The following is a 24,128-nucleotide window of genomic DNA, read 5'->3' as shown; positions in this document are numbered from 1 at the left end:
AAACGATGCGTCATAACAGCGTGTTGCGATGCGGGGTTGGGCGGGCGGGCGGCGGCGCCTCAGGCGGCCGGGGTGATGTTCTGGTTGATGCGGAAGAAATTGTCGGGATCGTACTTCGCCTTGATCTGGGCCAGCCGGGCGTAGTTGGCCGAGTAGTTGGCCTGGATCCTCGACTGGTCGTCTGCATCCTGGAAGTTGATGTAGCCGCCGGGCTCGGTGTACTCGTGCAGGGCCGCCCAGTAGGACCGCACCCACTGGATGTTGGACTCATTGGCCGCCGGATCGTCCCACTGGCCCGCGATGACGGGCGAGAAGTTGACGTTCCGGTAGGGGAAGGCCGTCGCATCGGCGGCGACGCGCTGGACGGCGCCGTCGATCGGGTAGAAGTGGTTGGCCGTCTGCACGCTCGGCACCGAGTTCCCGAACTCCGCGGCGACGCGCAGGAGGTCGTCCGAGAGTTCCTTCGCGAAGTCGGACTTCCAGTAGCCCTGCATGCCCGGAGGGTTCAGGGCGTCGAAGGCCACGTTGAGTGCGGGGTAGGGCATTGTGGCGATCAGCGAGCCGACACTCGTCGCCGCGTCGAACACGGGCTGCCACCGCTTCTCGCCCTCGCTGACGTCCCCCGTCCACATTCCCGCGATCAGGGAGACCGGCTTGCCGTGCCACTCCTCGGGGAGGAAGGGAACGGGAGGGCCCTGGTGGTATGCGTAGAAGGCTCCGAACTCCTCGGGCTGCCCCGGGAGCCACTCGCGGTAGAACTCGCCGACCTGGCGACCCTCGGCGGCGGGGAAGAAGACGACGCCACCGTAGATCGTGTCAACGGGGTGGAGCCGGAACTCGAACGAGGTCACGGCCCCGAAGTTGCCGCCGCCCCCGCGCAGGGCCCAGAACAGGTCCGGGTTCTCCCTCTCGCTGGCGGTGACGAAGCTCCCGTCGGCCAGGACGACGTCCGCCGAGATCAGGTTGTCGCACGCGAGCCCGCATTTGCGGGCCAGGTAGCCGATCCCGCCGCCGAGCGTGAGGCCCGCGACGCCTGTGGTGCCGATGATTCCGCCCGTGCTCGCGAGTCCGAAGGCATGCGTCGCGTGGTTGAAGTCGGCCCACGTCGCGCCCGCCTCGGCTCGGGCCGTCCGCGTCGCCGGGTCGACCCGCACGCCGCGGCGAGCCGAGAAGTCGAGGACGAGCCCGCCGTCGACCGTGCCGTAGCCGGGTGCGCTGTGCCCGCCGCCGCGCAGGGCGACGTCGAGGCCCTGATCGCGCGCGAAGCGGACCGCGGCCATGACGTCGGCGACCTGCGATACGCGCAGCACCGCGGCCGGGCGGCGGTCCACCATGGCGTTGAAGACCCGGCGCGCCGCGTCGTACTCCGGGTCCTCTTCCTCGATGACCTGCCCACGAACCTGCTCGCGGAGAACATCAAACCGCTCGGTACCCATGACAGACTCCAGAATTGCCCACGAGACCCGAGTGGAGGACCGCCTCCGTAGATTCCCCAGCCAGAGACGGCCCCATGACCCTTTCGGTCTACGCCCCGGCCTCCGGACCGTCAAGGGTCCACTCACGCAGCGCAGGCGGGCGCACGACGGCGGGTGGGAACCCGCCGTCGTCCGCCGACAACCCCGCATCGCAACACGCCCTTATGACGGGTCCTTTCCAGCGTGTCGCGATGCGGCGTTGGGCGGGACGGGGGGCTGTGGATAACTCCCGACGGCCCCGTCCGTTCTCGGGCACCATGGGCGCATGCGCACACCCGCTCCCCTTCCGGAGGGTCTCGGCGAAGGCCCCTTCACGAGCGCCGAGGCGCGCCTCGCTGGGCTCACGCCGACGAGGCTCCGAGCCGGCGACCTCGAGCGGCTCAGCCACGGGCTGTACACGCCGGCGCACGACGACGTGCCCGTCCTCGCGCTCGCACGTGCGGTCTGCGCGGCGAGCCCGGGCGCCTGGGTCTCGCACGAGTCCGCGGCCGCGCTGCACGGTCTCCCGGTCCCGCCGTGGATGGACCTCGACGCGGCGCTGCACGTGAGCCGGCCGCGGGCCCTGCCCCAGTCCCGCCGCATGGGCCTGATTGCGCACAACGTCACGGCCTTCGCCGAGGAGCTCACCGAGATCTCGGGTGTTCCCGTGGCAACACCAGGCCGGACGTGGCTGGATCTGGCGCGGAGGCTCCCGCTCCCTGACCTCGTCGCCCTCGGCGACCACCTCATCCGCCGGCCCCGGCCCGAGCTCGAGGGCCGGTCGGCGCCGCTGGACACAGTCGCGGGCCTCCGCCTCCTGGTGGGCCGCCACCCGAACCTCCAGGGGATCCGGAAGGCCCGCGCCGCTCTTGAGCTCATGCGCGTCGGCGCGGACTCCGTCCCAGAGACCAAGCTGAGACTCGCCATCGTGGATGCCGGTCTTCCCGAGCCCGAGCTCCAGATCGCGCTGCGGCCGGATGATCCCTGGTCGCCGACGGCGGACGCCGGCTACCGCAGCGTGCGCGTGGGCCTCCAGTACGAGGGCGAGCACCACCTCACCGCCGAACAGCAGTGGCGGGACGTCGAGCGCGACGCCCAGTTCACCGATGCGGACTGGCTGCTCATCAAGGCCACCAGGAAGGACCTCGCGAACGGGTTCGACCGCACCGTCAGGCGCCTGCGCGACGCCCTGGTGGGCCGAGGGGCCCTGCCGCAGCCCGGCGTCGTCCGCCTCAAGCCAAACGCCGCATCGCAACACGCCGAAAAGGAGATCTCATAACAGCGTGTTGCGATGCGGCGTTGGGAAGGGGGGGTGGAAGGGACGCCGGTCAGCGCTCCCGCTCGCCGCGGATGAAGGCCTCGACGTCGGCGCGGGCCACGTCGTCGGCCTTCTGCTCCGGCGGGGACTTCATGAAGTAGGCGCTCGGGGACGTGAGCGGGCCGCCGATGCCGCGGTCGAGGCCGATCTTCGCCGCGCGGATCGCGTCGATGATCACGCCCGCGGAGTTGGGCGAGTCCCAGACCTCGAGCTTGTACTCGAGCGAGACGGGGGCATCGCCGAAGTTGCGGCCCTCGAGGCGCACGAACGCCCACTTGCGGTCGTCGAGCCACTGGACGTAGTCGGACGGGCCGATGTGCACGTCGCGCTCGGCGAGCTCGGCCTCGACGTTGGAGGTCACGGCCTGCGTCTTGGAGACCTTCTTGGACTCGAGGCGGTCGCGCTCGAGCATGTTCTTGAAGTCCATGTTGCCGCCGACGTTGAGCTGGTACGTCCGGTCGACGGTCACGCCGCGGTCCTCGAACAGCTTCGCGAGGACGCGGTGGGTGATGGTCGCGCCGATCTGGCTCTTGATGTCGTCGCCGACGATCGGCACGCCCGCGGCCCGGAACTTCTCGGCCCACTCCGGGACGCTCGCGATGAAGACGGGCAGCGCGTTGACGAACGCGACGCCCGCGTCAATCGCGGCCTGGGCGTAGAACTTCGCGGCCTCGTCGCTGCCGACGGGCAGGTAGCACACGAGCACGTCGGCCTCGGCCTCGCGGAGGGCCGCGACGACGTCGACCGGTTCGAGGACCGACTCCTCGATCGTCTCGCGGTAGTAGCGGCCGAGGCCGTCGAGGGTGTGCCCGCGCTGGACCGTGACGCCCGTGGGCGGGACCTCGGCGATCGAGATCGTGTTGTTCTCGCTCGAGACGATCGCCTCGGCCAGGTCGAAGCCGACCTTCTTGCCGTCGACGTCGAACGCCGCGACGAACTCGATATCGCCCACGTGGTAGTCGCCGAACTCGACGTGCATGAGGCCCGGGACGGTGTCCGCCGGGTCGGCGTCACGGTAGTAGTGGACGCCCTGCACGAGGGAGGCGGCGCAGTTGCCCACGCCGACGATGGCGACTTTGATCTTCTTCTCTGACACGTCACTCCTAGTTGATCGGTCCCCGGCTGGGCTGCTGTGCGCGCCGGAGAGCATCGACCATCCTAACCGGCCTGCCTAGACTGACGGCATGGGACGCAGAAAGAAGAAGTGGAGTGAGCTCAGCGGCGGCCAGCGCTTCGGCGTCGTGCTCGGGGCCGCCATCCAGATGACACTGCAGGGGCTCGCCCTGCGCGACCTGGCCAAGCGGCCCTCGGACCAGGTCAACGGCCCCAAGGCCGCATGGGCCTTGGGGACGCTCATCAACGGGATAGGACCGATCGCGTACTTCCTCCTCGGCCGCAAGCACGTCCCGGCCGAGATCAGGAGGGGCTCCGGGACGAAGGCCTCGACCGCGGGCCTGCACACGGCGGTGGGCGTCGGCCTCGGCAAGAAGCTCTGATATATTACGCGCACCTCTGATATATGACAGCGGGGTGACTGCGTAGGGCGCACGACGGCGGCGCTCGCCTGCCGCTCGGACGGCCGCCGCCCGGGACTCCCCCCGGGCGGCGGCCGTCTCCACGTCACGGCCCAGGGGTCACCTCCGGAACGACATCCCGGCGACGATCCCGTCGATCCGCTCGAGTTCCTCGTCGCTGAAGTCCAGAGTCGCGAGGGCGCCGAGGCTGTCCTCGAGCTGGCGGACCGAGGACGCTCCGACGAGCGCGCTCGTGACGGGCGCGGCTCCATTGGGCCGCGGCCGGAGGGTCCACGAGATGGCCATCTGCGCGAGCGACTGCCCGCGCTGTTCGGCGATGCCATGGAGGTCCCTGATCACGGCGAGCCTGTCCTCGGTGATCGAGGAGGACTTGAGGAAGTGCTCCTTGGCCGCGCGCGAGCCCTCCGGGATGCCCCGGAGGTAGCGGTCCGTGAGGAGGCCCTGCTCGAGCGGGCTGAACACGATCGAGCCGGCGCCGACGTCGTCGAGGGCCTCATACAGGTCGGGGGCGCCCTGCTCGGTCCAGCGGTCCAGCATCGAGTAGCGCGGCTGGTGGATGAGCAGCGGCGTCCCGAGCTCCTTCAGGATGCGGGCGGCCTCGAGCGTGTCCTCGGGCGAGTAGGACGAGATGCCCGCGTAGAGCGCCCGGCCCGAGCGCACCGCGAAGTCAAGCGCGCCCATGGTCTCCTCGAGCGGCGTCTCGGGGTCGAAGCGGTGGGAGTAGAAGATGTCGACGTACTCGAGGCCCATGCGCTTGAGGGAGGCGTCGAGGCTCGAGATGAGGTACTTGCGCGATCCCCACTCGCCGTAGGGGCCGTCCCACATGTGGTAGCCGGCCTTGGTCGAGATGACGAGCTCATCCCGGTACGGGCGGAAGTCGTCGCGCAGGTGCCGGCCGAAGTTCGTCTCGGCGCTGCCGGCGGGCGGGCCGTAGTTGTTCGCGAGGTCGACGTGGGTCACGCCCAGATCGAAGGCCCGGCGCAGGATGTCCCGCTGGACCTCGAAGGGACTGTCGTCGCCGAAGTTGTGCCACAGGCCCAGGGAGATAGCGGGGAGCTTGAGCCCGCTCCGGCCCACGCGGCGGTATTGCATCGATTCATAGCGGTCAGCTGCTGCGATGTAGGTCACAGGGATCGATCCTATCCCCGTTCTGGCCTATCCCGTTCGGGGACGCGGACCGTCAGCGCGGCGGGGGCGACGCGGAAGGTGAGCCGGCTGCCGGTGCCGAGGTGCTCGCCGTCGAGCTGGACGTCGTGCGGGGTGGCGGACGCGACCCGGACGGTCCGGCCCGTGAAGTGCCCGAGGTCCGGCGGATTGTGGCGGCGGACGCGGCTCAGGAGCGCGGTCGCGACCCGGAACCAGCCGAGCGCCCCGCGAGGCGCGACGGCGAGCACGTCGAGGATCCCGTCGTCGACCTTGGCACCGGGGAACACCTCGACCTCGCCCTGGATCTTGCCGCAGTTGCCCACCATGACGCCGCGCTGGCGCCGCTCGAGCGCGAGCTCGCCGTCGACGTCGACCCTGATCCGGTGCGCCTCCCCGACGACGCTCTGCGCGGCGGAGACGACGTAGGCGAGCCAGCCCGCACGGGCCTTGAGGTCGACGTTGGTCCTGGCCACGATCGTCGCGTCGAATCCCATGCCCGCCATGACGACCCACGCCAGCTCGGGCCCGTCGTCGATCCGCGCCCACGCGACGTCGATGACCCGCTCATGGGGCCCGAACGCGGTGGCGAGCGCCGCCGCCGGGTCGTCGATGGGGATCCCGAGGTTGCGCGCGAGCAGGTTGCCTGTCCCGAGGGGCACGACGCCGATCGGCACCGTCGTGCCGGCGAGCTCGCCGGCCACGGCGCGCACCGTGCCGTCCCCGCCGCCGACGACGACGAGCCCGGCGCCGGCCCGGACAGCCTCCCGGGCCATCCCGCCGCCGGGGTCTTCGACCGTGGTCTCGAGAACGATCGGCTCGGCGCCGGCCTCCGCGCAGCGGGCCTCGAAGGCCTTCGCGACCTTCGCGGCCCCGACTTTGACCGGGTTGACCACGAGTGCGCAGCGTTCCATGCCGGTGTGCCCCTTCCGATCGGCGGCGTTGAGGCTCACGTTACCCAACCGCCGCCCGAACGATGCGGGGTCACCTCCCAGCGATCCGGGGTCACCTCCCTGCGATCCGGGGTCACCTCCAGCACCGCGGAGGGGCGGCGCCGTCCGGCACCGCCCCTCCATCGCTCCGCCAGCGGCGGAGCCGACCCTCGTCAGGCCCCGACCTGACGCTGGCGTCCCTTTCGCTCGCCGAGGTCCTTGGGGGCCTCGCCGCGGGTTCCGACCTGCGTCTCCTCGGTCTCGGTCCTGACCTCGATCTTGCGGGGCTTGGCACGCTCGTGCACGGGAATGGTCACTGCGAGCACGCCATTGCTGTACGTCGCGGAGATGCTCTCCGTGTCGATGCCCTGGCCGAGGGTGAGCTGGCGCAGGAATGCACCGCCCTCGCGCTCCCGTGCGAGCCACTTGACGCCCTCGTGCCCGCGCAGCGTGCGCACGGCGCGGATGGTCAGCAGCTGGCCGTCGACGTCGATGTCGACCGAGCCCGGGTCGATGCCGGGCAGGTCGGCGTTGAGGATGTAGTGATCGTCCTCGAAGTAGAGGTCGATCGGCATGAGCCTGGGCCCGCTGCTGCGTTGGCCAAACAGGGCTCCGGCCATGCGGTCGAGCTCGCGGATCGGATCAAAATCAACCATCAGGAATCACTCCTTCATCGCCCCCTTCGGGGGGTGTTCACTCCTTGTCTCTCGGGTCGGGATCTCTCCCGACGGCACCGTTTTAGCACTCTCGCCCAAGAGTGCCAAGACCTCTCGCGGACCCGTCGAGGCGGGTCCGCGAGGGTCCTCTCGGTCACTGATGGACGAAGATGTCGGTCACTGATGGACGAAGATCCAGAGGCCGCTGTCGCGGTCGCTGCCGAGGATGTACGTCCGGCCGTCCTCGCCGACGAAGGTCTCCACGCCCCAGAAGTCGTTGCCCTGCTTGTCCAGGTAGCCCCCGACCTCGACGAGCCCGCACGTGGCGGTGTCTGCCGGGTCGGTGCACTGGATCTGCACGGCGCGGAGCCCGCCCGAGTAGTAGGACAGGTAGGCCAGCGACGGGTCCTGCGGGTCGACAGCGACCTCGTGGACGCTCAGGTCCCCAAACCCCAGTGCGAAGTCCGGATTGTGGGCCTCGGGGATGGCGTAGGTGTCGAGCTCCTGGAGGGTCTGGGCGTCGAACAGGTGGACGTAGCCCCAGCCGTCGAAGATCGAGCCGACCTCGATGTCCTCCCCGACCGTGCCGATGGCCAGGGCCTCAGGGTAGGTCCAGGGGCCGTCGACCGGCGCGAGGCCGAAGAGCCTGTGGAACGCCTCGTGGGACGTGCACACAGCCACGATCTCGTCGACGAAGGCTCCGGAGCCGCAGAAGGGCGCGCCCTCGGCCGCCGCCCCGGAATGATGCTCGACGAACAGCACGGCGTCCCATCCGGCCAAGGCGGCCTCGTGGGCCTTCTCGCCCGGGAAGCAGGGTTCCTCTGGCTCGCTCGGATCGCCCACCGGCCCCCGCTGGAGCACGAGGGTCTTCTCCTCGCCCGGTTGCAAGGGAAGGTAGCCGGGGACGTCCTCCGGGCGGGGGATCGCGGCCGAGTCGGGGCATCCATAGCCGCCGTACACGACGGGCCCGTTCAGCGTGAGGTCGCCCAGGATGGCCGGGGCCTGACCGCCTGGGACGATGACCGACGGGTACTCGCCCGCGAAATCGCCGGTGGTGATCTGGAAGGGCGCCGTCCTGTAGGGCCCGAAGTCCTCGTCCGTGCCGATGAAGAAGCGGTTGTCGATCGTGAACTCCGCCTGGTGGGCGTTGCCCTCGGGGGTGAGGGAGACGCCCAGAGACTCGAGGAGCTCGGGGTCCACGGCGGCGAAGTCGGTGTCGCCGAAGAACACCGCGTTGGCGGGATCCGTGACGTCCAGCAGGACGTACCCGCCGTCCCAGTACGAGAGCAGCATGATGAAGCGGCCGTCGATCTGCTTGACCACCATGTCGTGGAGGAAGGAGTCGGTCAGGCCGAGGTCCGGCTGGGCGATGCCGCCTTCTTTGGCCAGGTTGAGGTCGTACTCGGCGATGACGCGCGGCCGGTGCGGGTTGGTGATGTCCAGGATGTCCACGTCCGGGAATTCGAGATTGTCCGTGACGACCACGTAGGCCTTGTCCCCCGCGTCCCACGCGAAGGCGCTGTGGATCTGGTGCGTGTCGCGGGCCCCGGGTTCCCGGTCGCCGAAGTGCTCGGAGAGCCTCTTCGGGTTGAGCGGGTCGGTGACGTCCCACAGTGAGACTCCGCCCTTGGCGTTCTTCCCGCAGGGCTCGTTGTTCATGACGAGCACCTCGCCGCTGAAGCTTGCGGTGGTCACCTCGATGACCTGCATGCCCTCGCCGGGACGCGAGTCCTGGTGGGAGGGGATGAAGCCGATCTGCCGGGCCGCCTCGCGCGGGTTCCGGTCGACGCCGGAGATGTCCACGATGTAGGCGCCGGCATCCGGGCTGGTCTGGCCACCGGTCTCCGGCCCGGCACAGTCCGGTTCGCCCCAGTTGGCGAGGAATGCGGTGTTGCCGTCCGGCGAGACGGCCACATCCGCGATGAGGTCGGGCGTGTCGGTCACGTCGACTTTGTCAACGAACTCGACGTTCCCGAAGGCCCCGGCACCGATCAGGTGTCCCTCGTCCATGCCGTGCTGGCCGTCCGGGTGGGCGGCCGCGCCGGGGATTCCGAACAGCGAAAGAGCCACGACGCTCGCGGCGGCGGCAATGATTGATCCACGTCGATCCACGGTCTGCCCCCAGGCTAAGAGTGAGATGTGTCAAACACGCTAGGACCGCCCGCGGCGGGTGTCTAGGGAGAGTCGCCTGATTCATCCAAGGATTGGATGTAGTCCACAGAGACGTTTGTCGACCCCCCGCGACACGGTGCGTGCACCGCTCTCAGAAGAAGTCATGACCGTGCCGCGTCTTGACAGCCCGCCTCACCCCGTCGCGAGGACGACGGCGGCCAGCCCGGGCAGGCGCGCCTCCGCGCCGTCGACGGTGCACGCCTCGTCCGTGGCGACGGCGATCCGGGCGGCGAGCCCCTGCGGGAGGGGCAGGGAGACCGGTCCCGGGCCGAAGCCCACGCACACAGCAGCCCCGGGCCGGCGCCACGTGAGCCAGCGCGAGCCGTCGGCCGACGTCCCGGAGAGGACCTCCGTCTCGTCGAGCCGGCCGTCCCAGAGCCCCGGGAGCTCGGCGCGCACGGCGAGGAGGCGCCGGTACAGAGCGAGCAGTCGCGCGCCGTCGGGCGTCTCCGCCTCCGCCCAGTCGAGGATCGAGCGCTTGCGCGTGGCCGGGTCCTGCGGGTCGGGGACGAGGGCGGGGTCCCAGCCCATCCGCTCGAACTCCTTGAGCCGGCCCTCGCGCGTGGCCTCGGCGAGCTCGGGCTCGGGGTGGGAGGTGAAGAACTGCCACGGGGTCTTCGCCCCGTACTCCTCCCCCATGAAGAGCATCGGCGTGTACGGCCCGGCGAGGGTGAGGACCGCGGCGACGGCGAGGCCCTCGTGGCCCAGGTGCGCGCTCGGGCGGTCCCCGACGGCGCGGTTGCCCACCTGGTCGTGGTTCTGGCTGCAGACAACGAGCTGCGAGGGGCGCACGCGGTCGGGGTCGATGGGCCGGCCGTGCCCGCGGCCGCGGAAGCTCGAGTACGTCCCGTCGTGGTAGAAGCCGCCGCGCAGGACCTTCGGCAGGGCCTCGGGGTCCGCGAAGTCCCCGTAGTAGCCCGCCGACTCCCCGGTCAGGGCCACGTGGACGGCGTGGTGGTAGTCGTCGCTCCACTGCCCGCCGAGGCCGTACCCCCCGCGGGAACGCGGGTCGATGAGCCTCGGGTTGTTCAGGTCCGACTCGGCCACGAGGACCTTCGTGCGGCCGGTGCGGGCCGCGACGTCGTCCGCGAGATCCTGGAGCTCCTCGAGGAGCGTGCGGGCGCGGCGGTCCACCAAGGCGTGGACGGCGTCGAGGCGGAGGCCGTCGACGCGGTAGTCCTCGAGCCACAGCCGCGCGTTGGCCAGGATGAACGCGCGGACCTCGTCCGAGTCGGGGCCGTCGAGGTTGACGGCGTCGCCCCACCCCGTCGCGGCGCCGGGCAGGAGGTAGGGGCCGTACTGCGGGAGGTAGTTCCCGCTGGGGCCGAGGTGGTTGTACACGACGTCCTGGACGACGCCGATCCCCGCCGCGTGCGCGGCGTCGACGAAGCGCTGGTACGCGGCTGGGCCGCCGTAGCCCTCGTGCACCGCCGACCACAGGACGCCGTCGTAGCCCCAGTTGTGCGGGCCGTTGAACGCGTTGACCGGCAGGAGCTCGACGAAGCCGACGCCGAGGTCGGCCAGGTACGGCAGGCGCGCCGCCGCGGCGTCGAACGTGCCCTCGCGGGTGAAGGTGCCCACGTGCAGCTCGTAGACCGAGGAGCCAGCGAGCTCGCGGCCGGACCAGCGGCCGTCGGACCAGGCGTGGGCGCCCGGGTCGAAGCCCGCCGAGAGCTCGTGGACGCCGTCGGGCTGGCGCAGCGAGCGCGGGTCCGGGTAGGGCCCCTCGCCGTCGAGGGCATAGCCGTAGCGCTCCCCCGCGGCGAGGGCGGCGGCCACGCGGGCGGCGGCGCCCGACGGCGGCGCCCACCACGCGCCGTCGCGCGCCTCGAGGGCCAGCCGCTCAGGCTCCGGGCCGGCGCCGAGGACGAGCTCGACCCGCTGCGGCCGGGGGGCCCAGACCCAGCCGGGGGGCCTCGGCTCCGCTGCACTCCGCTCGACCGCCGGACCTCGTTTCGACTCCGCCGCGCTCCGCTCAGCCACGCGTACCGCGCTCCGCTCCGTCATTGTCTAGGCCCCCTCCTCCGGGATCAGGAGCGCCACGGGGAGGGCCGCGAAGACCTCCCCCACGTGGTGCTCGCCGGCGTCGTACTCGGTCTGGGTGAAGGCGTCCCGCATCGGGCGGGACAGCCGCACGCTCGTCTCGCCCCAGCCGCCGCGGCGCTCGAGCCCGGCCGGCAGGCGCGTGGCGAGGGCGAGCGCCCCGCGCTCGCCGCGCCGGAACCCGACGAGGTGCTCCGCGGCGGGCCCGTGCGCCTCGACGGACGCATAGCCCGAGAACAGCCCGGGACGATCCCGGCGCAGCCGCAGGGTCCGTGAGACGACAAGCAGCTTGGCCTCCTGGACCAAGGGGCCGCGCACGGGCGCGCCGGCGTCGAGGGCCTCGAGCGCGGCGGCGCGGGCGGCGAAGTCGACGTCCCGCCGGTTGTCCGGGTCGCACAGCGAGCGGTCCCAGAACTCCGTGCCCTGGTAGACGTCCGGGACGCCGGGCATGGCGAGCTGCACGAGCTTGGCCGAGAGCGCGTTCGACGCCGCGTGGCCGTCGATGCGCCCGGAGAGCTCCTCGAGGAGCCGGCGCACCTCGCCCGGCACGAGCGCGATGTCCACGAGCGCGCGCACGGCGGTCTCGAACTCCTCGTCCGGTGCCGTCCAGAGCGTGTGGACGCCGGCCTCGCGGGCCGCCTTGAGGGCGTACTCGGTGAGCCGACCGGCCTCCGCGGGCCATGCGCCGAGGATGGCCTGCCAGAGCAGGTTGGACAGCGGACCGTCGGGCAGGGGCGCGAACGCGTTGAGCCGGGGCACGAGGGCCGCCCACTCCTCGGCGAGCTCGGACAGGACGCTGATCCGGGCCCGGGCGTCCTCGCTGCGCTTCGTGTCATGGGTCGTGAGGGTCGTCATGGTGTGCGGCTGGTGCCGCTCGCGCTCGGCCATGCGGGCGTGGAACTCGTCCGGGGAGACCGAGAAGTGCGTCGGGTCGCCGCCGACCTCGGTGAGCGTGCCGAGGCGCGTGTACCGGTAGAACGCGGTGTCCTCGACGGCCTTGGCCATGACCATGCCGGTGGTCTGCTGGAACCGGACCCCGAGCTCCCCCGCCGGGTCGGCGAGGCGCGGCTCGAGGTCCCCGATCGTCGCGGCGAGGTCCGGGCGGCGGGCGGCCGCGTCGCGGCAAGCCCGCGCGAGGACCTCGCGGCCCGCGGGAAGGTAGGTGCGGTACACGGGGAACTGCGCCGCGACCTCCGCGAGGGCGTCCGCGGCGGTCTCGAGGGGGCTGACGGCGTCGGGGTCGGCCGCGCTCACCTCCGGATGGCGCGGCAGCGACTCGGCCTCGACGAGCTCGGCCGCGGCCGGGTCCGCCTGAACCGCCTCGGCCACCGGGTCGAGGGCGAGCCGGGCCAGGCGGAGGATCTCCGCCCGCAGGAGGCCGTCCGTCATCCAGCGCTTCGTCCCGTGGACCATGTCCGCGAAGTCCGCCGGCTCGCCGCCGCGTAGCTCCGCGTCGAGCGCCGTCAGGCCGGCCTCCCCGGCTGGGTCCACGAAGAGCCGGTCCACGAGGCCGAGAGCGTCGTAGCCCGTCGTGCCCTCGCACTGGAAGGACGCGGGCAGCTCCTCGTGCCCCTCGAGGATCTTCTCGACCAAGGTGTACGCCCCGCCGGTGACCTCGCGCAGCCGCGAGAGGTACCCCGCGGGGTCCGCGAGGCCGTCCGGGTGGTCGATCCGGAGCCCGTCCACGAGGCCCTCGTCGAACCAGCGCTTGACCTCGGTGTGGGCCTCGTCGAAGACCCACGGAACCTCGACCCGCACCCCCGCGAGGCTGTTGATCGCGAAGAAGCGGCGGTAGTTGAGCCGCGTGTCGGCCAAGCGCCACGGGATGAGCTCGTAGTGCTGGCGGGCGTGCACCTCCGGGGCGGTCTCGCCCTGCTTCCACGTCCCGGGCGCGAGCGGGAAGCGGTGCCCGTAGTACCGCAGCTCGCCATCCTCGAGCCGCAGGACGGTCAGGTCGTCCTCCGAGCCGAGGATCGGCAGGAGCACCTTCCCGCCCGCGGCGTCCCAGTCGACGTCGAACGCCTCCGCGTAGCGCGACCCGCGGCCCTCGCGCAGGAGCGACCACCACCACGGGTTCTGCGCAGGGACGGCGACGCCCACGTGGTTGGGCACGATGTCCACGAGGAGGCCCATGCCCTCCGCATGCGCGGCGGCCGAGAGGGACGCGAGCGCCTCGCCGCCGCCGCGCGCCGGGTCGACGCGGGACGGGTCGCACACGTCGTAGCCGTGCTCGGAGGAGTCGGTCGCCTCGAGCAGCGGCGAGAGGTAGAGCCACCCGACGCCGAGGGAGCGCAGGTAGGGCAGGATCGCCTCCGCGTCGCGGAGCGTGAATCCGGGCCGGATCTGGACTCGGTAGGTCGAGGCTGGGATCTTCACGGTGCTCCTTCGCGTCGGCGTGCGGGCGGCTCTCCCGGGCTACTCGCCCGCCCTGCTCGAGGACGGCTGGTTGCTCTTGCTCAAAGAACCCGCCTGCGCGGCGAGGGACGCGGCCACGGAGTGGTCGACCTCCTCGGTGCGCTCGTGGGCACGCAGCACGGCCATGCTCTTGGCCGGGACGGTCAGCAGGGCCCCGCTCGGGATCTCGGTGACCCCGGCCGTCTGCCCCGAGGTGTCGAGCAGGACGTCCCAGCCGGGGGCGTACTCGTCCGGCGGGATGCGGAAGTCCACATCCGTGTCGTCCGCGTTGAAGTACAGGAGGAAGTTCTTGTCGGTGATGGGCCGGCCGTGGGTGTCCTTGCCTCGGATGCCGTGGCCGTTGAGGAACACCCCCACGCTCCGGCCCAGGGCGATGTCCCAGTCCTCCGGGACCATGGGCTCGCCGTCGGCCCGCAGCCACTCGATGTCCGGCAGGCCCTCACCCCGGCGGCGCACGGGCCGGCCGTCGAAGAAGCGGGAGCGCCGGAAGGTCGGGTGCTCGGCCCGGAGCCGGGCCACGGCGGCGGTGAACTCGACGAGCGGGCCGTCTGCGTTCTTCCAGTTGATCCAGGTCAGCGGCGTGTCCTGGCAGTAGGCGTTGTTGTTGCCCTTCTGCGTGCGGCCCAGCTCATCCCCGTGCGAGATCATCGGCACGCCCTGGGAGAGCAGGAGCGTGGCGATGAAGTTGCGCTGCTGGCGGGCGCGCAGCTCGAGCACAGCCGGGTCGTGCGTCGGCCCCTCGGCGCCGCAGTTCCACGAGCGGTTGTGGCTCTCGCCGTCCTCGTTGCCCTCGCCGTTGGCCTTGTTGTGCTTCCTGTTGTAGGAGACGAGGTCGCGCAGCGTGAAGCCGTCGTGCGCCGTGACGAAGTTGATCGACGCCACGGGCCGCCGCCCGGTGTGCTGGTAGAGGTCCGCCGAGCCCGTGAGCCGGGAGGCGAACTCGCCAAGGGTCGCGGGCTCGCCGCGCCAGAAGTCGCGGACCGTGTCCCGGTACTTGCCGTTCCACTCCGTCCACTGCGGCGGGAAGTTGCCCACCTGGTAGCCGCCGGGGCCGACGTCCCACGGCTCGGCAATGAGCTTGACCTGCGAGACGACCGGATCCTGCTGGATGAGTTCGAAGAAGCTCGAGAGCTTGTCGACGTCGTAGAACTCGCGGGCCAGGGTCGCGGCGAGGTCGAACCGGAACCCGTCCACGTGCATCTCGGTGACCCAGTACCGCAACGAGTCCATGAGCAGTTGGAGGGAGTGCGGGTGGCGGACGTTGAGCGAGTTCCCCGTGCCCGTGTAGTCCATGTAGTACTGCTGGTCGTCCTCGACGAGCCGGTAGTAGGCGGCGTTGTCGATGCCCTTGAAGGACAGCGTGGGGCCCAGGTGGTTGCCCTCGGCCGTGTGGTTGTAGACGACGTCGAGGATCACCTCGATGCCCGCCTGGTGGAGCGTGCGGACCATCGCCTTGAACTCCTGGACCTGGTGGCCCCTGTCCCCGCTCGCGGAGTACCCATTGTGCGGGGCGAAGAAGCCGATCGTGTTGTAGCCCCAGTAGTTGGACAGGCCCTTCTCCCGGAGCGTGTTGTCGTCCACGAACTGGTGGACGGGCATGAGCTCGAGGGCGGTCACGCCGAGCTTGGTCAGGTGGCTGACGACGGCGGGGTGGGCCACGCCCGCGTACGTCCCCTGGAGCTCGACGGGCACCTCGGGGTGGGCCTCGGTGAGGCCCTTGACGTGGGCCTCGTAGATGACCGTGCGGTGGTAGGGGACCTTGAGCAGGGCGTCTCCCTGCCAGTCGAAGAACGGGCTCGTGACGACGCCGAGCATCATGTGCTCGGCCGAGTCCTCGTGGTTCTTGCTGTTCGGTTCGCCGAAGTTGTACGAGAAGAGGGGCTGCGCCCAGTCGGGCTCGCCCTTGACGGCCTTGACGTAGGGGTCGAGGAGCAGCTTGTTGGGGTTGCAGCGCTGCCCAGTGTCGGGATCGTAGTCACCGTGGACGCGGTAACCGTAGAGCTGCCCCGGCTGGACGTGCGGGAGGTAGCAGTGCCACACGAAGCCGTCGACTTCGGTCATGGGCACGCGCTTCTCGTTGCGCTCGTCGTCGAAGAGGCACAGCTCAACGCCGCTCGCCGCTTCGCTGAAGAGGGCAAAGTTCGTCCCCGTGCCATCGAAGGTAGCCCCCAGGGGATATGCGGTTCCGGGCCAGATGTCCATGTCAGCTCCTTGGGCTGTCCGTGACTGCTTCGAGGACCACGGCGCTGCGCGCCGGGACCACGAATCGCTCACCTGCCGCCGTCGTCTCCCCCACGAGCTGCCGCGAGCACGTGGTGAGCGCGGTGGTCCACTTCGCGGGGAAGTGGCCCGACGGGATGAGGTACTCGACGTCGTTCACCGCGGCGTTGAGGATCACGAGGAAGTCCGAATCGCCGGCCGATCCGTGCCGGCCGGTTCCGGGGACGGCGGCCCCATTGAGGTAGAAGGCGAGGGAGCGGGCCCAGTCGTTGTCCCAGTCCTCGCCGCCCATCATGGTCCCGTCCGCGTCGAGCCACGCGATGTCCGGCAGCGGCTCGCCCTCGGCGGGGGCCACGGGGCAGCCGTCGAAGAAGCTGCGCCGCCGAAAGACGGGGTGCGCGTGGCGCAGGCGCAGGAGCCGGCGCGTGAAGTCCAGCAGCTCGGCGTCCGCGGATTCCCAATCGATCCAGGCCAGTGCGCTGTCCTGGCAGTAGGCGTTGTTGTTCCCGTGCTGGGTCCGGCCGAGCTCGTCGCCGTGGGAGAGCATCGGCACGCCCTGGGACAGCACCAGCGTGAGCAGGAGGTTGCGCTGCTGGCGGGCGCGCAGCTCGAGGACCGCGGGATTGTCCGTGGGGCCCTCGACGCCGCAGTTCCACGAGCGATTGTGGTTCTCGCCGTCGCGGTTGCCCTCACCGTTGGCCTCGTTGTGCTTGTGGTTGTAGGAGACGAGGTCGCGCAGCGTGAAGCCGTCGTGCGCCGTGACGAAGTTGATCGAGGCGCTCGGCTTGCGCCCGTCCTCCTGGTAGAGGTCCGCCGAGCCGGCCACGCGCATCGCGAGCTCCCGGAGCGTGCCCTGCTCGCCGCGCCAGAAGTCGCGCACGCAGTCGCGGAACCTGCCGTTCCACTCCGTCCACTGCTGCGGGAAGTTGCCCACCTGGTAGCCGCCGGGACCCACGTCCCACGGCTCGGCGATGAGCTTGACCCGGCTCAGCACTGGGTCCGCGGCGACGAGCTCGAAGAACGGCGAGACCATGTCCACCGTGCCCTCCTCGCGCGCGAGCGTCGCCGCGAGGTCGAACCTGAAGCCGTCCACGTGCATCTCGGTGACCCAGTACCGCAGCGAGTCGATGACCAGCGAGAGCGCATGCGCGTTGCCGACATTGAGCGAGTTTCCCGTCCCGGTGTAATCCATGTAGTGGAATTCATTCCCCGGGACGAGGTGATAGAAACCGGCATTGTCGATCCCGCGCAGGCTCAGCTGCGGGCCGAGGTGGTTGCCCTCCGCCGTGTGGTTGTAGACGACGTCGAGGATCACCTCGATGCCCGCGCGGTGGTACGCCTTGACGAGCTCCTTGAACTCGAAGATCTGCTGCCCCCGGTCCCCCGACGACGCGTAGAACGAGTGCGGCGCGAAGAAGCCGATCGTGTTGTAGCCCCAGTAGTTCGCGAGCCCGCGCTCGCGCAGCACCGCGTCGTGCACGAACTGGTGCATGGGCATGAGCTCGATCGCGGTCACTCCGAGCTCGGCGAGGTGGCGCACGACGGCGGGGTGGGCCGCCCCGGCGTAGGTTCCCCTGAGCGCTTCGGGAACCTCGGGGTGGAGCCTGCTGAGGGCCTTGAGGTGTGCCTCGTAGATGACGCTCTCGTTGTACGGGGTGCGCGGGGGCGCGTCGTCCTCCCAGTCGTACTCGCCGTGGTCCACGACGACGGAGAGCATCGCGTGCCCGAGCGAGTCCGAGGTGTCGATCGTGCGCGGGTCCCCGAAGCGGTAGGCGTGCATCTCCTGGCCCCACTCGTTGCGGCCGGAGACGGCGAGCGCGCGGGGGTCCTGGAGGATCTTCGCGGGGTTGAAGCGCAGTCCGCCGTCCGGGTCCCAGGGCCCGTGGACGCGGTAGCCGTAGAGCTGGCCGGCGCGCACCCCGGGGACGCTCGCCTCCCACCTCACGGCCCCGCCGACGAGCGCCATGGCCCGCGTCATCTCGACCCTGCGCTCGGCCCGGTCCGCATCGACGAGGCAGACCTCCACCCGCTCCGCCTCGGGGGCTGTTGCGAGTGCGAAGTCCGTCCCAAGCGCCGTTGGCCGGGCACCCCAGAAGGCGCCTGCGGTTGTCGCGTCCATGAGAGTGACCCTAGCGGACCGCGCCGACAGTCGTCGGCTGCCCGGCGAGCCGCGCGTATGCCGAACGTCACATTGGCGGAGTTTCCCGGCCCACTCGCGCAGGGCTGCGTAAGCGCTTACGCTTGTGTCCAACCCAGTGCCTTCCGGAGGGGCCCCATGGACTTCCGCCATCTCACCCTCGGCGACAAGGTCGTGTTCGCCGATGCAGGTCCCCGGCCCTTCAACGTCCGCGCGGTCTCGCCGGACCACATGGTCGTGATCCTCTCCCGCCCTTCCTCGGACGGTTCGTCCGCGGAGTACACGATGATCGACTGGACGCGGCCCGGCCGCGCGACCGACGGCACGAATGGCGCGGGGCACACGATCGGATCCGGCGTCCACCGGAATCTCCACCGGTTCTTCCACACCATGCTGGGCGGATCTGCGGGACAGCCGCCGCCCACCCAGACGGTCCTCGCCTTCGGCAACTGGAGGGACGTGGCCATCGTCGCCGTCAACGGCAAGCCGTAGGCGCGCACGGGCGCTGCTCGCCCCGACGTTGGCGGCCCTGGTCCAGTCGCGGCGCCAGCTGATGGTGGACGAACTCGTCGCAGCGATGCGTTCGGGCGCGACTTCAACTTCGCCTACATGGAAGTCGGCAAAGAAGCTTCCGGACCGGGCGCCCAAAGCGATTCCTGGTTGGGCCGCCGTCGTGGAGGTGGAGGCACGACGGCGGTCGGCCCCCGAACCGCTGTGACTGCGGGAAAATCTTTGGGTGGGCGCATGGCGTCGATGGCGGTCGCCGAGGGCGCGATGAAGGCCGCAGGCCTCATCTCAATTCGTGCGCGCCGCCCGCTGAAATTCGGCTACTCGGGACCTTGCGCGTCCGCGGGTCCAGTGGTCCTCTGAGCGCGTGGACGAAGAGCTTCGATGGCTCGACGGCCTTGGCCAGACGGAACTGGTCCGCACGGGACGCGCGAGTCCGGCGGAGCTCGAGGAAGAGGCGCGCGAACGGATCCGGGTTCTGAACCTCGCCCTGAACGCCGTCGTCTGGCTCGCCGACGAGTCGGGAAACCGGCTGCCGGAAGGCGGCGAGCCGGACGACGGCGCAGCGCGCCTACTGAGGGCCGAGGCACCGTTCGCTGGGGTGCCCTTCGGTCTCGCGCCGAGCTCCGAGCCGACACTCCACGGGCCCATGCATAACCCTTGGGACCTATCCCGCTCGACGTCCGGCTCGAGCGGAGGTTCGGCGGCGGCAGTTGGTGCGGGCCTCGTACCGCTCGCCCACGGGAATGACCTCGGCGGGTCGCTCCGCTACCCGGCCGCGTGGTGCGGGGTCGTCGGCCTTAAACCGAAGCGCGAAACTCCGTGCCCGGAAGACAAGGGAGCTCAGGCGTCTTGGTAGGAATGTACCGCTTCAGTTCCTGAATCCTCCCCGCGTCGACGCAAGTCGGCAGGATCGTGCCGTCGGCTGCCAGCGGCACGCACCTCATGCACTCGCACCGTTCGCATCACCGAAATGTCACCCTAGGAGAGCATCATGACCGTGGATCCCTCCGCGCGGAACCGCACACGTTCCGTACGTCTCGCGCTGCCGGCCATGCTGTCAGCCGCGCTCATGCTCAACTCGGCGGGCGCCGCCTCGGCCGCAACCTTCACGCCACTCGCCACCGTGAGCGGGCCGAGCCCCTATGCGTCCTGCACGGTCGGGGCCGCGCCCGGGTCGGTCAATTACGTCAACGCCGAAGTCGAGCCGTGGGTCTCCGTCAACCCGGCGAATCCCGACAACATCATCGGCGTGTGGCAGCAGGACCGCTGGTCGGACGGTGGTGCCCACGGCCTGGTCGCGGGCTACTCGACCGACGGCGGTAAGACCTGGGGCCAGGCCACGCAACCCTTCAGCGCGTGCGCGCCCGGCGGTCTGAGCCGCTACGATCGGGCCACCGACCCCTGGGTATCGTTCGGCCCGGACGGTACGGCGTACTCGGTGTCCCTCTCGTTGCAGGGCGCTGGCCCTGACAACGCTGTGGCCGCCGCGACGTCGACTGACGGCGGCAAGACCTGGGGCAATCTCCGCATCATCAAGGAAGACCTTGGCACAGCGCGGTTCTTCAACGACAAGGAGTCGGTGACGGCCGATCCAGTTAAGGCCGGAACGGCCTACGCCGTCTGGGACCGCCTCGTCTCCCCAACGGGTAACCCCAAGGCTGCCCCGCACATCCGCGCCTTCACCGGCCCGGCCTGGTTCTCCAAGACCACGGACGGCGGCGTCACGTGGAGCGCCGCGAAGGTCATCGTCCCGACGGCGCAGCGTCAGCAGACGATCGGCAACCAGATTGTCGTCGATCCACGCACCGGCACGCTCTACAACTTCTTCGATCTCATTCTCGGAACCGGCCCTCACGGCGTGGACGGGCTCCACGGGCTCAACGTCGCCTTCGTCAAGTCCACTGACGGCGGCGCGACCTGGACGGCGCCGAAGATCGTGGCGAAGCTCTTCACGGTCGGCGTGAGGGATCCGAATACGGGAGCGCCGATCCGCACGGGCGACATCATTCCGGAACCGGCGATCGACCCGGCTACGGGCCAGCTCTACGTCGTCTGGCAGGATGCTCGTTTCACCGGTTTCGCGTTCGACCAGGTGGCGATCTCCACGTCGTCTGACGGCGGCGCGACCTGGACGGCCCCGGCGCGCGTCAACACGCCGACCGGCACGCCAGCCTTCACGCCGAGCGTGCGGGTCAACGCGAGCGGCACCGTGGGGGTCACGTACTATGACTTCCGCAACCTGACCGTCGGGAACACGAGCACGCTGCCCACGGATTACTGGTTCACCTCATCGCCCGCCGGCGGCGCCGCCTTCGGTAACGAGACCCACCTCTACGGTCCGTTCGACATGCTGACTGCCCCGTTCGCCCGCGGCTTCTTCACGGGGGACTATCAAGGGCTCGACGCCTCGGGCAGCAACTTCGTGTCGCTGTCTGTCCGGGCAAACGACGGCAACACCGCGAACCGGACAGACGTTGCCGCGACGACGATCACTCCCTGATCTAGGCCTCGTCTAGATCTGTGGAACCCAGCGCCCCCCGCTCACGTGCGGGGGCCGCCGTCGTCGGTGGTTTCGCCGCCAGATGGATCGTCGGATGAACTGCCGGGCGCAGTGTCCGAGCGCAGGACCCGCACGGCGGCGCTCTCGGTGGGGTGGCAGGTCCGGCCCGAATCGCCCGCGCGCGTCCTGGAGCGCAGCAGCCGGTCCTTGACCGGGCCCTTGAACTCGGCGAACACGAGTTCATGCCGTGCGCAGCGAGCCAATCGTCCAGGAGGCCCCGGAGCTCAGGGGCTTCCGAGGAGCTCCTCCCGCGCCGAAGCGTAGCCCGTGGTCGCCAGGTAGTTGCCGTGCGTCGCGACGCGGGCCAGGTAGCTCGACGGCTCGAGCTCCTCGGCGTAGCGGTCGAGCGCCGGCACGCGCGCGAGGAGGTGCTCCCTGTCGGGCTTCGCGTACGAGTCAACCGGGAAGCCGAGGTAGTCCGTGCGCCGCCAGAGGCTCAGCCACGCGCGGCGGCCCCCGGGCTGCGTGCTGTCGCTGAGGAGTGCGAGGAGGGTGCCCTCGCGGACGTCCCGCGCCGGTGCGGCGGCGTCGAGTTCCATCTGCCGGCCCCACGGGTCGCCCGCGACGAGCGCGGGCATCCGCGCCGGCCGCAGGCCGAGCTCATCCGGGCCCAGCAGCTCGGGGAACAGCCTCCCGAAGTACGGGCGCAGCTGGATGCCGTACGAGAGGACCTGCACCCGGCCGAGCAGCTCCTCCTTCTGCCGCGCGCAGAGCTCGAACAGCGAGCACACGGCCAGCACGGTCCCCAGGCTGTGGGTCGAGAGCAGCACGCGGCGCTGGGGGTGCCCCTCGAGCCAGGCCACGAGCCGATCACCGATCTCGGGGACCGCCCGCTCGCCGTAGCACGAGGGCCCGAAGGGATGGGCGGCGCGGGGCAGCCAGCACATGAGGTCCCACAGGAGCCCGACGGGTCGGCCCCCATGCGTCGCCGCGGCGCGAATCGCCTCGAGGAGCAGGAGCGCGCCGCCCAGCAGGACGCCCCAGTCGGCGAGGACGTCGGCGAGGAACACCGTGAAGTCGGCGAGCCACTGCTTCCCGAAGCCGGATCCGCGGACGGCGGCCGAGGCGAGGAGGGCCGCCGTCACGGCGGCCCACACGCCCACCGCGACGACGCCGAGGATCGGCTCGGCCCGGTGCGCGATCGCGCTGACGGCGCGCCGGCGCAGGATCGCCTGCGCGAACCAACTCTCCGTGTCCACCACGGGCGGCGCGGCGATGCTCGACGGCCGCAGGAGCCGCACGGCGAGGACCGCGAGGGTGGCGGCGAGGATGACGACGACGAAGAACACCTGCATGCCGCCGATCGCCTCGAAGGCCTTGGGGACGACGGCGCGCATCGCACCGGGGGCGGTGACCGTGCTCCAGTATGTGTCCTCCTCGAGCGGCGTGCGCGTGGTCCCGGCCGTGCGCAGGAACCACGCGAACCCCACGGGCAGGGCGCTCGCGAGGAACGCGGCGCCGAACAGGGACAGGAACATGAAGACGCCCGGCCCGGCCCCGGCCCACGCCTGCCGCGTGTAGTCACCCGTGCGGCGTGCCAGGAGGAGGACGGCGAAGAGGGCGACGGCGGCGCCCGGCACCACGAGCGAGAGGTGCCCTGTGTCAACGGCGGCCCAGTACAGGAGCCCGAGGGTCGAGCAGAGGATGAGGGCGAAGGCCGCCCAGGCCGGCACCCAGCTCCGGACCGCGCAGCCCACGAGGGCGAGGATCGTCAGCAGCCCCATGATGACCAGGGCCGCGGTCGCCGTCCCGGAGAACTCGCGCCGCCCGTCGCCCACCCCCGCCGCCGCAGCGCCCCAGCCCACGTTCCACAGCACGACGCCGAGCGCCGCCCCTGAGGTCACCGCGTAGCCCCAGGCGACGCGCTTGTGCCTCCCGGACGGCCCGGACGGCGCGAAGCGGAGGTCCCGCGACCACGCGACCACGAGCCCGCCGCCGGCCAGCAGCAGGAGTGCCGAGGCCAGGAGCGCGACGAGGGTGACGCCGTCGGCCCGGAACGCCGAAATGGACACCGCGTAGCAGTCAGGCGTGTACCAGCCGGCCACCGTCCGGCAGGGCACGCCGCCGGCGGCCTCGGGGACCAGGGCGGCGAGCCGGTCGCTGCACAGGAGGACGGCCAGGAGCGCGAGGCTCGCGCCGATGTGCACGAGCCCCGTCGGGGACGTCACGAAGGGCCTGTCCCAGAAGTGCGCCGCCGCTAGAACTCGCCCCGCGGCCGCCCCGGTGGTGCCCGGCTGCACCGTGGCCTCGAGTGCGCCGCCGCCCGCGGAGAAGGCGACGACGCGCTGGTAGCGCGCGTTGCCGAAGACCGAGAGGACCATCAGGAGCACGACGGCGAGCACCGGCACCGCCGTCAGCGCCACGAGCCGCTGGCCCCGCGTCCAGGCCGTGAGCGGGTCGGCGATCCCCGGCAGGGCGCTGCAGACGCGGGCCCCGGCATCGAAGCACTGGGCACCGACGAGGTCCAGGGACACCGTCGCGAACGATGTCGTGTACAGCAGTGTGAGCAGGAGGGCGAAGAGCCGGACCGCGCCGGCCCCGGGGCCCGCCCGGAGCTGCCCTGGGGCGGGTGCCTCTCCCCTGGACCGCGGCTGGCGCCGGATGGGCCTCGCCCAGTAGGCCGCGTTGGCGAGCCCGAACGGGACGAGCAGGAGCCAGCCGAGGTTGCTCACGGTGCGCCCGGCGACCTGGAGGAACCCGAGGTCCGGAGCGGTGCGGGCCAAGTTCCCCCAGCTGTAGGCCTCGACGCGCGTGGGCTTGGCGGGCGTGGGGGCGTCGGGCGTGGACGGGGCGGCGTGCTCGTAGAAGCCTGCGAGTCGGTCCCCCTGCGGAATGCCGGCGGCCGTGACCAGGACAGTCTCGTCCGCCGGGCAGGCGAGCATCTCGTGCGGCGGGGTGTTCCGAATCCCGTGGATGCGGAGCTCGAGGACCTCCGGCTCCGTTGTCTCCGGCGTCTCCGGCTGCCCCTGCACCATGGCGTCCCCCTCGGCCCCGCTGTGGGACGAGACTACGGCCGCCGCCACAGGCCGTCCA

General features: G+C 71.0%; 17 protein-coding genes. 5 read left to right on the top strand and 12 right to left on the bottom strand.

The window, feature by feature from the left end; translation table 11 throughout:
- Positions 1-59: 59 nt before the first annotated feature.
- Positions 60-1,436 (bottom strand): FAD-binding oxidoreductase, encoded by a 1,377-nt coding sequence (locus BV907_RS11725; RefSeq protein WP_077489916.1) that lies wholly within the window; start codon positions 1,434-1,436, stop codon positions 60-62.
- A 304-nt stretch (positions 1,437-1,740) separates the two neighbouring features.
- On the opposite strand from BV907_RS11725, the gene BV907_RS11720 reads away from it, so the two are divergent.
- Positions 1,741-2,733, top strand: a complete 993-nt coding sequence (locus BV907_RS11720; RefSeq protein ID WP_077489915.1) for a hypothetical protein — start codon at positions 1,741-1,743, stop codon at positions 2,731-2,733.
- 49 nt (positions 2,734-2,782) lie between these two features.
- Here the strand turns inward: BV907_RS11720 and BV907_RS11715 are convergent, their stop codons facing one another.
- Positions 2,783-3,868: an inositol-3-phosphate synthase gene (locus BV907_RS11715; protein ID WP_077489914.1), complete on the bottom strand. Its 1,086-nt coding sequence runs from the start codon at positions 3,866-3,868 to the stop codon at positions 2,783-2,785.
- Between the two features lie 88 nt (positions 3,869-3,956).
- Here BV907_RS11715 and BV907_RS11710 point away from each other — a divergent pair, with 88 nt between their 5' ends.
- On the top strand, positions 3,957-4,268 hold the full coding sequence (locus tag BV907_RS11710; RefSeq protein WP_077489913.1) for a PLD nuclease N-terminal domain-containing protein: 312 nt from the start codon (positions 3,957-3,959) through the stop codon (positions 4,266-4,268).
- Positions 4,269-4,406: 138 nt separating this feature from the next.
- Here BV907_RS11710 and mgrA read toward each other — a convergent pair whose 3' ends face one another.
- From mgrA to glgX (BV907_RS11670), 8 genes are all read right to left on the bottom strand, one after another.
- Positions 4,407-5,435, bottom strand: a complete 1,029-nt coding sequence (gene mgrA / locus BV907_RS11705) for an L-glyceraldehyde 3-phosphate reductase (protein WP_077489912.1) — start codon at positions 5,433-5,435, stop codon at positions 4,407-4,409.
- Between the two features lie 11 nt (positions 5,436-5,446).
- Entirely contained in the window at positions 5,447-6,364 is a 918-nt protein-coding gene (locus tag BV907_RS11700) for a diacylglycerol/lipid kinase family protein (RefSeq protein WP_175637449.1), read from the bottom strand.
- Between the two features lie 191 nt (positions 6,365-6,555).
- A complete protein-coding gene (locus BV907_RS11695; RefSeq protein WP_077489910.1) occupies positions 6,556-7,038 on the bottom strand; it encodes an Hsp20/alpha crystallin family protein in 483 nt (160 codons plus the stop codon).
- Positions 7,039-7,215: 177 nt separating this feature from the next.
- Positions 7,216-9,150: an LVIVD repeat-containing protein gene (locus BV907_RS11690; RefSeq protein WP_139346744.1), complete on the bottom strand. Its 1,935-nt coding sequence runs from the start codon at positions 9,148-9,150 to the stop codon at positions 7,216-7,218.
- 192 nt (positions 9,151-9,342) lie between these two features.
- Positions 9,343-11,193: a malto-oligosyltrehalose trehalohydrolase gene (treZ, locus tag BV907_RS11685; RefSeq protein WP_245827939.1), complete on the bottom strand. Its 1,851-nt coding sequence runs from the start codon at positions 11,191-11,193 to the stop codon at positions 9,343-9,345.
- Positions 11,194-11,220: 27 nt separating this feature from the next.
- Entirely contained in the window at positions 11,221-13,629 is a 2,409-nt protein-coding gene (locus tag BV907_RS11680) for an alpha-amylase family glycosyl hydrolase (protein ID WP_077489907.1), read from the bottom strand.
- Between the two features lie 39 nt (positions 13,630-13,668).
- Entirely contained in the window at positions 13,669-15,870 is a 2,202-nt protein-coding gene (glgX, locus tag BV907_RS11675) for a glycogen debranching protein GlgX (RefSeq protein ID WP_077489906.1), read from the bottom strand.
- A gap of 1 nt (position 15,871) precedes the next feature.
- A complete protein-coding gene (gene glgX, locus BV907_RS11670) occupies positions 15,872-18,007 on the bottom strand; it encodes a glycogen debranching protein GlgX (protein ID WP_077489905.1) in 2,136 nt (711 codons plus the stop codon).
- 156 nt (positions 18,008-18,163) lie between these two features.
- Here glgX (BV907_RS11670) and BV907_RS11665 point away from each other — a divergent pair, with 156 nt between their 5' ends.
- The 3 genes from BV907_RS11665 to BV907_RS11655 all read left to right on the top strand — a co-directional run bounded on the left by BV907_RS11665 (position 18,164) and on the right by BV907_RS11655 (position 21,035).
- A complete protein-coding gene (locus tag BV907_RS11665) occupies positions 18,164-18,517 on the top strand; it encodes a hypothetical protein (protein WP_077489904.1) in 354 nt (117 codons plus the stop codon).
- 382 nt (positions 18,518-18,899) lie between these two features.
- Positions 18,900-19,391: an amidase family protein gene (locus BV907_RS19790; RefSeq protein ID WP_425441633.1), complete on the top strand. Its 492-nt coding sequence runs from the start codon at positions 18,900-18,902 to the stop codon at positions 19,389-19,391.
- A gap of 141 nt (positions 19,392-19,532) precedes the next feature.
- Positions 19,533-21,035: a sialidase family protein gene (locus BV907_RS11655; protein WP_217697929.1), complete on the top strand. Its 1,503-nt coding sequence runs from the start codon at positions 19,533-19,535 to the stop codon at positions 21,033-21,035.
- A 41-nt stretch (positions 21,036-21,076) separates the two neighbouring features.
- Here BV907_RS11655 and BV907_RS18875 read toward each other — a convergent pair whose 3' ends face one another.
- Together BV907_RS18875 and BV907_RS11645 are read right to left on the bottom strand one after the other, a co-directional pair.
- Entirely contained in the window at positions 21,077-21,271 is a 195-nt protein-coding gene (locus tag BV907_RS18875; RefSeq protein WP_077489903.1) for a hypothetical protein, read from the bottom strand.
- A 48-nt stretch (positions 21,272-21,319) separates the two neighbouring features.
- Positions 21,320-24,070, bottom strand: a complete 2,751-nt coding sequence (locus tag BV907_RS11645; protein ID WP_077489902.1) for a hypothetical protein — start codon at positions 24,068-24,070, stop codon at positions 21,320-21,322.
- Between the last annotated feature and the right edge of the window lie 58 nt (positions 24,071-24,128).

This window comes from Sinomonas mesophila, assembly GCF_001999765.1.
Taxonomy (GTDB): Bacteria; Actinomycetota; Actinomycetes; order Actinomycetales; family Micrococcaceae; genus Sinomonas; species Sinomonas mesophila.
Note: the sequence above shows the minus strand (reverse complement) of the source record. Positions and strands in the feature narration are given on the sequence as shown.